The sequence below is a fragment of the Phocaeicola sp. ICN-14070 genome (assembly GCF_037892625.1).
Lineage (GTDB): Bacteria > Bacteroidota > Bacteroidia > Bacteroidales > Bacteroidaceae > Phocaeicola > Phocaeicola plebeius.
This window is the reverse complement of sequence record NZ_JBBKBF010000095.1, coordinates 1-9,389: the sequence shown is the minus strand read 5'-3', so window position 1 is coordinate 9,389 and position 9,389 is coordinate 1. Positions and strand designations below refer to the sequence as shown.

Here is a 9,389-nt window from a genome sequence, read left to right as displayed (position 1 = left end):
ATAATCATATACAACCATAGCAAAACCCTTTGATGTATGCTGCCTAATAAATGGCTCTATAATACTAAAAGTTTTACCAGACCCCGGAGTACCAATAACCCACGTTCCACGAAAAGGATTTGTAAAATTCACCCATCCATCCCTCAACTTTCCTTTATGATAATATTTAGTTGGAATATTAACAGAATATTGATTCTCCACCTTTTTATCAACTTGTTTAAAACTCTCATTCTCATAATTGAATTTATCCCTCCCCAAATTATGTTTGATTATTTTAGACAAATTATCTAAAGAGACATTTATAAGAATAACTCCTATAAATGAAAACAACATATAAAAGACCAAATTAAGGGGAATTTTCCAAACCATAAAATTCAATATATGATTATAAGAAAATACACTTAGCACAGTTATTACAATTCCCCCAATCATCGGGTAAACAACCATTCTCCTTGCATCAAATTCAATCGCTTTCTGCGCACGAGTACCAATACAAGTTATTAGAACAAGTAAGACTGTCGCCAATTTGCTATATATCAAGTTATCATATATCAACCATCTTGACATGGGGTCTATGATGAATTGCACTCCTTTTAAAAAAGGGAAAGGAACAAACACTATTATCTCCAATATAATTGAAACGTAAATACACCCCCTAAAAAGAGTGTACATCTTTTGAAGTTCTTTACTTTCTTCCATATTATACCAAATATATTACAACAATAGGGAAAACAACCAGTACTGAACACAGTTCTTTTCCCTATCGTTACAGACACCTTTTCATCTTCCAGTTCCCGGTTCATCAAGTCCTGAAGAATATCATAAAGACACCATTCACTCCAGAGCTGCACAATCCTGGAACGATGAAAAGACACCAGTCATTGTTTTATTTCATTATTAATAAAAATCTCCACTCTTCTATTTTTCGCACGTCCTTGTTCTGTCGTATTATCAGCAACAGGCTGACTGAATCCTTTCCCTTGTTCTATGATGCTGTTTCTATCAATTCCTCCGGCAGATAGATAGGAAGCAACCGATTTAGCCCTATTAAGTGAAAGATTATCATTATAACTTTTGCCACCTATATTGTCTGTATGCCCTATAATTTTAAGTTTTGTATCTGGAACATCTTCTATTACAGGAATCAGTTTATCCAAAATTCCTTTGGCATCCTCTGATAATTCAAAACTGTCAAAAGCGAACAGAAGTTCATTTTGTACAACAGCCTTAAACAAAACATTACCATCTGCATCTTTGATTCTCGTTACATCAATTCCATCTATATTGTTCAATGCTTTTTCCCTTTTTTCCATTTTCTTTTTAAGCATAGCCTCTTTTTCTCTTTCGGCAGCCAAAGAAGCACCTCCAATAATAGAGACCGTAGAAAAACATGAATTATTCTCACGCAATACGTTTTCTTTTTCACTCACCGAATAATTACTTGAAGTTATGATATTGTTGCTTTTACAAGAAGCCAAAGCAACAATACTAAGACACATGATTATTTTCTTCATACTATTTTAATGTTATAAATGGTCGTACATTATTGTTTTTATCTTTTCTTGAAGCTATGGATTCTCCGTCAGAGTAAGAGAAAACCAACGCATGATAATTGGGTGAATCCACATCTTCGGTAGAAGTCCAATACAAACCAGACAATGTACTTACCCCTATCTTGGAAAAAGTCTCATTGACTATATCTAAATTTTCATATAACGCTTCATGTTGGGCAACAGAACCGATATACCACCCTCTTAAACCTCCAGCTTCATACTCCCAAACCAAATCTATTGCAGGCTGTCTAATTGTATCTTTTTCCGCATCCAACTTAAAAGAAGAAGTATTCTTAAATCCATCGAAAGCATATATATCCTCGCTGACCTCTGATATATTCTCCAGTTTTTCTGTCAAACAAGCCTCACCCAAATCAGACAGACCAATAGCGTAGGCTACGTTTTCTGTTTCTTCTTCCCTACTGTTTCCACAATAGAATATAACCGCAATGGGGGTTTTATTCTCTATGATACTTGGATGGGTAATAGAACCATCTGAACACAGTATATTGCCAATTTTATATTTTGTATATATATCTTCTACCTCTATATGTTTTTCACAAGAAGCCAATAACAGGAAACACATTCCTAATAAAACCTTTCTCATTTCTTTCTAATTTAATGGAAATTTCACTCCTATTAATACCCCATTCCTAAAATGATCTCTCGTCCAAAAGACAAAATCATTTTTTTGCATGACAAACAGTTGGATTCCTGACCGTAAAGAATAAGCATATTCAAATCCTAAATCCAAACTTGCTTGGAAACCTCTTCTATTAGCACCTAAATCAGCTCCCAATCTCCATCTTAGTGTTGAATTTTTACCCCTATATATTAAAGGTTTATACGCTCCACCAATTCCAAAAGTTTTGTATGCCCAAAATGATTTACTATCCACAGTTCCGTGTTGTGGGCATTTTTCGTAAGCTGTGGATAAATCAACATACATTTCCCACGCATTATGATATTTTGTCTCTGCTTCAAAACCTATGATTGCATTAACTGTATTCTTCCACTGCCACCCAGCAGACAAATTAAAGAACTTATCGCCATTCCCGGCTACTGATGGAAGAACCGCTAACGACAAACTTAAAATCAATAAAATTCTTTTCATGTGACTTTTATTTTCATTCAACAAACGTATCTGCATTTAAAACATCCTCATAATCTATCATAAGTTTGACAGTACGACCAGAAATCTGTTTCTCGGAAAATTCAATGGTAAAAACCTTTTGATCAGGAAAAGTGAATTTTTCAAAAACAAATATATTTCTATATTTTTTTCTGAAAACGTTATCTTTCTCTACCTGCATTATTGGAAAGATTTCTATCTCCTGATAGTTAGTTGATTTGGTTTGTTTCTTGTCCTCAATCTTGAATCTAATTAAATCTATATCATAACGAATATTAGTTTTGTTGAATAACGAAACATCTATGAAGAAATATTTATCCATTGTATAGATATTATTCAACTTAACTTGAAGCCCATGCTGCTTTGTAGAAACATCATAGAAATTATCATCAGATATAAACATTCTATAAGCATAATCATACATTTGTGAACGAGTAAGATTTGTTTCAGGATTCATATAACTACGAAGGTCAGAATAAGGAACATTGATTCTTGTAAAGACCTTACTTGTTTCTGCCGTATATACCAAATAGTACTGAACCATGTGCCTCTCTGTTACAATCGTAACAACACCATTAGCCCCCTCTTCCAATGGCTTCACACGAAGCGTATTATTGTTTGGCTGATTTCCGACTATATTTCCGACCGATATATCCACATATTCGATGTCCTCCATTAATACAAAATGAGTTGAAACATCCTTATTTATATATATAACCTTTAAAGATTCGTGATTTTCTCCTGCCAATCTCATATCATCTATTGGCAAATTTTGAGCATATCCGCCCAAAACAAACAAGACACTTACTAAAAGAAATAAGACCTTTTTCATATTAGTTGTTTTTATCATTGATTAAATACACTATTGTACTATATTTCACTTTTGCTTTATTTTTCTTTATGTTATTAGCTACAGCCGAAGTTGCTGATTGATACACACTCTGTAATGTCTGAAATGCCAAACTTTCCAAATTTTGTTCTCCAGTAGTTTGATTAAAACTTACAGACTGTCCCATTGCAGAAGCAGCAGCTTCTTTAGCCAAATCCCTAAACTTAGATTGTGGTACATAAATGCCCTCGATTGCATCTACATCAAAAACATTAAGAGAAACTTTTATATGTATATCATTTACAAAGATAGAATTGACCTTACATCTAATTCTCTGCGCTCCAAAACCTGTTACAGTGGCATATAAATAGCTTCCGCTTTTTATCACGTTTCCATCAAGAATTATATCATCGAGCAACCTTAATCGCAATCTGCTTCCATCATATAACTTCAATGTTTCATCAACCATCGCTTTTATCAGATGCGTATCATCTTCTTTTTTCCCTACTGTATTGAAATAGGATTCATTGTCAGAAGAAGCTTTTACAACTTCCTTAGGAGCATTTTTTAAAGCCTCTTCCTCCTTCTTTCTCAATAGCGCTTCTCTTTGTTTTTTTTCTTCTTCTTCCTTTTTAATTTGCTCTGGTGATTTATATTCCCCTGAAGCTACTTTTTGTAGCATTTCCAACTGTTCAGCCAATGCCTCTGTTTCAGATTTTACAGCATTTTTCTGTGAAGATTCAATGTCCGCTTTATCCTCCCCTCTCTTTGAAAGTTCTTCGTTCATCCTTTTTATCTCTTCCAAATTCTGCTGTTTAACTCTTTCCAAGCTATCCAACATTTGCAGATCTTCCTCTGTATATACAGAAGAAGTAGCATCAGAAGGGTTTGTTGTTTCTTCATCCAAATTCTGAACAGCCACATGATCTTTGACTTTTCCCATATCATCCATCATGTTTTGATATTTTGATTTCAACTCCTTATCGATATTAACCTTTGGCATTTCTATATTAATTCCATCTGTTTGTACAGGCTTGTCCTCTTTCTCCACTTCAAAATCAAATATGGATATAACTTGATACCCAATAAAGACAACAGGGAAAAAAGCTATTGCAGGTATCATGTATTTAGGTTGTTTGAAATTAATTTTCATTGTTGAATTTTGTATTAATTATTTTGTCTATTTCTTCCAGTCTCTGATATTTTTCCATTATGAAAACAGAATCTTCAGCTGTCAGAGTTTCTTTTTCCATCACCTTTGTAAGAGTATCAGAAATTGCAAAAAATTCATTTTTCAAAGCCTCCATTTTCATTTGAAACTTGTCTGTTGTCTGTTGTGGCGGTGCTGCTACATTATTCATCTGCGGCATATAATCACCACCAGTATATAAACCGCCAATAAGAAACATCAATGCTATAAATAGAAATATCAACAAAAAAGCCATTTGCGGTTTTTCATTTCCATATTTATTCGCTTTTCTAATCTTCTCGTCTATTTTTAAACGAGAAACAATTTCCTCACCAGCTTTAAAGAAGTACTCTCCCTGTTCCCGGCTCAACAAGTCTTCCTTATTCTTAAACTTCTTCCAAAAACTCATACTACAAACTGTTTTTAGGTATATACTCTAAATCCTTATTCATTATCGTTTTATAATCAGTAATCAATAAACCATGAGGATTATTATTGCTCCGCTGTATATCACGCAAATATCCCTCTGTAATTATCTGCCTCCTTAGAATTGAACTCTTTCTTTCTATTCTCTGTGTTCCATAGTACCTAAACCACATAGATTCCTTATCAAATTTAATGCTGTCGCACATAATAGAAAACGCTGCCGATTGAGCCATGATACCAGCATAAAATCCTTTTTCCTGTAAAGCGTTCTTTTGTTTTAGACCAGATTCATCAATGAGATACATCGCTTTTTCAAGCGTATAATTTATATACTCATCATCAGGTGGTAACGTAAAGAAATAGCTATGAAAAGATTGGATATGAGCTTTAGCTTCTATCTCTATATTTATTTCTTGAGGTGTATGTGTCGCAGACAAAGGAACATCACCATCAAGAACATATATTTTCTTTCTCTCTTCTCTGACCATTATCGTTGCCATAAAAAAAGATGATATGGCTATAATGCAACTTGCAAGAATAGAAATGAAGCTTATAAATCCTGCAAGTTTTATCTTGGTTTCTAACTTTTCTATTATCATAATTAACTTTTATTTTGTGGCTAAACCAACTGATTTAGTGGCTGCACTGGTAATCTTACTTTCCATTCCTGATACAAATTCCTTGGCTGCATGACCAGCAGTAGAGGGTATAATCCATGTCGCAAGTTCCGGCACAAATTTCAAGGCAATTCCCCCTACCATCAGACAAACGAAATGATATAAAGCCGTTACAACAGATGAACTTGAATAAGCCCAAAATGCTTCTGAAGAACTTGTTGCCGTTTCCAGTATTTTAATATCCATACGCACACCATACTTCACCAACTGTAAAGCAGCAGCTAATACAAAAAAACCGATAAATCCATATAGCAAAACACTTACATATCTCGCCACCCATTGAATCCACGCATCTTTCCATGCCGGCAATACGGATAATCCAAAAGTTATCGGACCAGTTACAATAAGAATTCCTGCAAATGTTTCTTTTATGAAAAACAACAGATAAACGCATATTTGCCAAATCAATTCGCCTATTTTCATAACCCATCCCTCTAACCATTGGTTAGCTTTAGCCTGAAAAACAGTTCCAAAAGAAGCTATTTGTTCCTTGATTGTTTCCAGCATATCCAATCCCATAGAGGTAATTTTATCAAAAGTACTTCCATCTGTTATTTGCTGCTCCGCAACCTTTGCAGCAGCTTCAGCTTCCTTAGTTTTCTCCAAAACTTCCTCTGCAACTTTTGTTCTTGTTTCCCTATCGTGGATAATACTCATGTGTTCTTTTTCAAAGATACTCTTAGAGTAGTTCTCCATCAACCGGGGTATAGCTCCCACTGCGGTAACAAATGCTACCCAATTTGATAGAACAAGAGCAAAGGCTATTGGTCTAAGAATGGCAAGCACATCAAAAGCCTGATGTTTAACCATTACCTTATATGCCTCACCAGCAACAACGAATACCACCATTAAAGCCCCTAAAGCCTTTCCTGCCGATATAAATGCAGAATAATACTTCACAAAAAATGCGTGAAGCTCATTAATTAATCCTAAAAGGTTATTATCTACACATTCAAATCCCATATTACATATTCTTTAAATTTCCAAAATACTTCTTTGCATCCTCAACCGTATTAATACTCAACGATGCGCCATTTTCCTTTTTATTATATTGTAGTTTTATCAGCGAAGCCGATCCTGCCACAAGTTCTTCCATCTTTTCCACTTCCTCTTGATAAGCTTTTAACCTTTTTGAATTATCAAGATAAGCGTCTTTTATAAGATTGACAGATTCTATAACGGCATAATATTGATTCCATAAAACAAGTGCCTTGTCCGCATCGCCATCATTGGCAGTATAAGTAACCATATTATCAACGAAAGCTCCCTTTAATGTATTCAGCTTATCGCCCACTGTACCATATACCGCATCCAACTGCCTATCTGCCACTAAAAGGGTTTCCATGTTTTTTACACTATCATAAGATTCTGACTGTTTCCTATATTCCGGATCTTCCAATTCAGCAATTCCTATGGTAGCTGTTCTTAACGGCAAATTGGGAGAATACCGGGAAACATACTTATCGCCCCCACCAATTCCAGCCGGACCTCTATCATGTATTCCCAAACCAGGCAACTTTATTTCAACAAACCAAATTTTTTTCTTTATCCAAGAGTAATAGTAAAAATCCGGCTTGAACTGCCAAGGTCCATTTTCCATAGATCTAAACTGATAATGTTTGGATTCGTCATAATAGCTCCCCTGTGCAAACATCCATACAGGAAAAAAAACAAAACTCAATAAAAATAACTTTCTCATAGTTTATTTTGAATATTCGTTAATCACTTCGGTAGCCAATTTTTTACTGAAATTTTGGATACCCTTATCTTTCAATAAATCCAACCAGTTTGTATTGGAGTAATCCAACTGTACCACTCCTTTTGACAACCACAATACTCTTTCCACCATCCATTTCAGATTTAACAACGAGTTCTTTATGTTCCTAATAGCAGAGAACCGTTCTTCATAATTACTCCGTATGAGGACAGAAGCCGTTACAATATTTTTCAGGTTTTTTATTTCCAATTCTATTCCTCCATAGTATTTCATAAAAAAATTATATAGGTCAGGCATTTTGTTCAGATTAGAGGCAACAAAAGAGGCATATTCGCCAATAAGTTTTGTATTATCAACTAAGAGCTTGGATATTTCCACTACATCTTTAGTAAAGACAAGCATATTATATGAGTATTCAATCCTCTTGCTCAAATCTTCCCTAACCTGATGATATTGAACTGCTATATCCTTTACTCTTGTCGAAAGAGTATAATTAACTCCCTCATTGTTTTTTCTGTCATTTAGCCTATTCCAAATAGATTTATGACCTGATATAATTGTTTCTATCGCTGGTATATCTCTTGGGAGCTGTGCTTTCAAACTAAAAGGGAACAACAGCAGGGAAAATAAGATTATATATTTCATAAATCATTACTTGAATTGTCCGACAATATCCTTTACTATATCTGCTCCAGCAGAAACATAAAAAGTTTCAAAAGGAAGTGCTTCTTGCATTATTCTTACCCAATTGGTAGAATATTGTAATTGTACCTTTATCTGCATCAGAGTATTATATATTCTCCTAAGATTAACTATGCTTCTATTCATCACATCGATTCTTGTAGCAGGGTCTAACAAGTTCAATCCATCATTATTAGAAGTGGATATAGCAGGAAGTCCCGGAATGGAAATACGAAGCGTACTGCCAGATACCAAGCTATATATATACTGCAAAGACTGAACGGTTTCCATTGTCAAACTTTGCAATGTGTTATAAGAAGCAATAGTAGCTTTAGGATTTTTGGCAACCTCTTTGGTTACATTAGTCAATTCTACCGCTATGCCCTTACAAAGTCTAATTACCTCCGTTACGTTCTTGCTATCCATTTTAAACATATCCTTATTTTTTAAAGAGAGCATATATAGCGATTTGGAAGTCATTATAGCAGTCATGGCTATGCTCGCCTTTTCCTGAGAATCAACGTGTTTACTAATTACACCTGATAATAGTTCCTCATTACCTACCGCAGAACCAGTGTTAGTCAAAACTTGTTTGACTGTCGTCATATCAACTTTGGCAACCTGTCCTACCGCCACAACAGGAACAAAAAACACCAATAAAAAAAACTTTCTCATTTTACCAATTTTTTTTGTTTCACAAAATCAATAGCAAACTGACACCCAGACTCTTTCCAATCCCGGCAAAAATTTTCTATTGCATCCTGTATATTACCATACTTCTTTATATAATGCTTTAATCCGTCTTTTTCGGCTCGCTCGGTAGTATAAGCCATATAGCACTCTGGCGGTTCTTCAACTCCGTACACATCACCTATGCTACCTCTTCTTATATAAACCTCTTTAAAATATGACCTGTTTTCCCTATTGTCAAGAGAGTTTATAGTCCATATTTTGTTACATTCCACTTCACTTAAACCAAGCAATTCAGCTATTCTTGAATATCTTTCCTTGAACTTACTTTGATCCAAGAGTATTGTTATTTGGGAATTGTTTATAATTGCATCTTTAACAATGGGTGAAGAGATTATATCGTCTATTTCTTGTGTTACAACCCCAACTATACCCCAAAATTTTCTAACGGTCTTGTATAAATATTTTATATAATCAGCCATCAAATCAGAAGCA

The 9,389-nt window shown here is 34.6% G+C and carries 13 protein-coding genes; all 13 read right to left on the bottom strand.

Going from position 1 to position 9,389, the window contains the following annotated elements; all coding sequences use genetic code 11:
- Positions 1 to 699: YWFCY domain-containing protein (locus tag WKT20_RS16910; RefSeq protein WP_340417780.1), on the bottom strand; the 699-nt coding region annotated here is incomplete at its 3' end.
- 179 nt (positions 700 to 878) lie between these two features.
- The gene (locus WKT20_RS16905) at positions 879 to 1,514 is read right to left on the bottom strand and encodes an OmpA family protein (RefSeq protein WP_138273566.1); all 636 of its coding nucleotides are present in this window, start codon (positions 1,512 to 1,514) and stop codon (positions 879 to 881) included.
- A 1-nt stretch (position 1,515) separates the two neighbouring features.
- Positions 1,516 to 2,160, bottom strand: coding sequence for a DUF1566 domain-containing protein (locus WKT20_RS16900; protein ID WP_138273567.1), 645 nt, complete (start codon positions 2,158 to 2,160; stop codon positions 1,516 to 1,518).
- Positions 2,161 to 2,166: 6 nt separating this feature from the next.
- A complete protein-coding gene (locus tag WKT20_RS16895; RefSeq protein ID WP_138273568.1) occupies positions 2,167 to 2,667 on the bottom strand; it encodes a hypothetical protein in 501 nt (166 codons plus the stop codon).
- A gap of 13 nt (positions 2,668 to 2,680) precedes the next feature.
- A complete protein-coding gene (gene traN / locus WKT20_RS16890) occupies positions 2,681 to 3,517 on the bottom strand; it encodes a conjugative transposon protein TraN (protein ID WP_138273570.1) in 837 nt (278 codons plus the stop codon).
- A 1-nt stretch (position 3,518) separates the two neighbouring features.
- Positions 3,519 to 4,667, bottom strand: a complete 1,149-nt coding sequence (gene traM / locus WKT20_RS16885) for a conjugative transposon protein TraM (protein ID WP_138273571.1) — start codon at positions 4,665 to 4,667, stop codon at positions 3,519 to 3,521.
- Entirely contained in the window at positions 4,657 to 5,112 is a 456-nt protein-coding gene (locus WKT20_RS16880) for a hypothetical protein (protein WP_171030151.1), read from the bottom strand. The genes traM and WKT20_RS16880 overlap by 11 nt, the downstream gene beginning before the upstream one ends.
- Before the next feature lies 1 nt (position 5,113).
- A complete protein-coding gene (gene traK, locus WKT20_RS16875; RefSeq protein WP_138273572.1) occupies positions 5,114 to 5,728 on the bottom strand; it encodes a conjugative transposon protein TraK in 615 nt (204 codons plus the stop codon).
- 9 nt (positions 5,729 to 5,737) lie between these two features.
- Entirely contained in the window at positions 5,738 to 6,769 is a 1,032-nt protein-coding gene (locus WKT20_RS16870; protein ID WP_138273573.1) for a hypothetical protein, read from the bottom strand.
- 1 nt (position 6,770) lies between these two features.
- The gene (locus tag WKT20_RS16865; protein WP_138273575.1) at positions 6,771 to 7,505 is read right to left on the bottom strand and encodes a DUF5045 domain-containing protein; all 735 of its coding nucleotides are present in this window, start codon (positions 7,503 to 7,505) and stop codon (positions 6,771 to 6,773) included.
- Positions 7,506 to 7,508: 3 nt separating this feature from the next.
- Complete coding sequence (locus WKT20_RS16860; RefSeq protein ID WP_138273576.1) at positions 7,509 to 8,168, bottom strand: hypothetical protein; 660 nt, start codon at positions 8,166 to 8,168, stop codon at positions 7,509 to 7,511.
- Positions 8,169 to 8,174: 6 nt separating this feature from the next.
- A complete protein-coding gene (locus tag WKT20_RS16855; RefSeq protein WP_340417779.1) occupies positions 8,175 to 8,879 on the bottom strand; it encodes a hypothetical protein in 705 nt (234 codons plus the stop codon).
- A partial coding sequence (locus WKT20_RS16850; RefSeq protein WP_445323296.1) for a TraG/VirB4 family ATPase occupies positions 8,876 to 9,389 on the bottom strand: 514 nt, incomplete at its 5' end. The genes WKT20_RS16855 and WKT20_RS16850, both read right to left, overlap by 4 nt.

What these genes read in the sequence shown, in the direction of transcription:
- WKT20_RS16905 (WP_138273566.1), bottom strand. Translation starts at nt 1,514, where the DNA reads ATGAAGAAAATAATCATGTGTCTTAGTATTGTTGCTTTGGCTTCTTGT.
- WKT20_RS16900 (WP_138273567.1), bottom strand. Translation starts at nt 2,160, where the DNA reads ATGAGAAAGGTTTTATTAGGAATGTGTTTCCTGTTATTGGCTTCTTGT.
- WKT20_RS16895 (WP_138273568.1), bottom strand. Translation starts at nt 2,667, where the DNA reads ATGAAAAGAATTTTATTGATTTTAAGTTTGTCGTTAGCGGTTCTTCCA.
- traN (WP_138273570.1), bottom strand. Translation starts at nt 3,517, where the DNA reads ATGAAAAAGGTCTTATTTCTTTTAGTAAGTGTCTTGTTTGTTTTGGGC.
- traM (WP_138273571.1), bottom strand. Translation starts at nt 4,667, where the DNA reads ATGAAAATTAATTTCAAACAACCTAAATACATGATACCTGCAATAGCT.
- WKT20_RS16880 (WP_171030151.1), bottom strand. Translation starts at nt 5,112, where the DNA reads ATGAGTTTTTGGAAGAAGTTTAAGAATAAGGAAGACTTGTTGAGCCGG.
- traK (WP_138273572.1), bottom strand. Translation starts at nt 5,728, where the DNA reads ATGATAATAGAAAAGTTAGAAACCAAGATAAAACTTGCAGGATTTATA.
- WKT20_RS16870 (WP_138273573.1), bottom strand. Translation starts at nt 6,769, where the DNA reads ATGGGATTTGAATGTGTAGATAATAACCTTTTAGGATTAATTAATGAG.
- WKT20_RS16865 (WP_138273575.1), bottom strand. Translation starts at nt 7,505, where the DNA reads ATGAGAAAGTTATTTTTATTGAGTTTTGTTTTTTTTCCTGTATGGATG.
- WKT20_RS16860 (WP_138273576.1), bottom strand. Translation starts at nt 8,168, where the DNA reads ATGAAATATATAATCTTATTTTCCCTGCTGTTGTTCCCTTTTAGTTTG.
- WKT20_RS16855 (WP_340417779.1), bottom strand. Translation starts at nt 8,879, where the DNA reads ATGAGAAAGTTTTTTTTATTGGTGTTTTTTGTTCCTGTTGTGGCGGTA.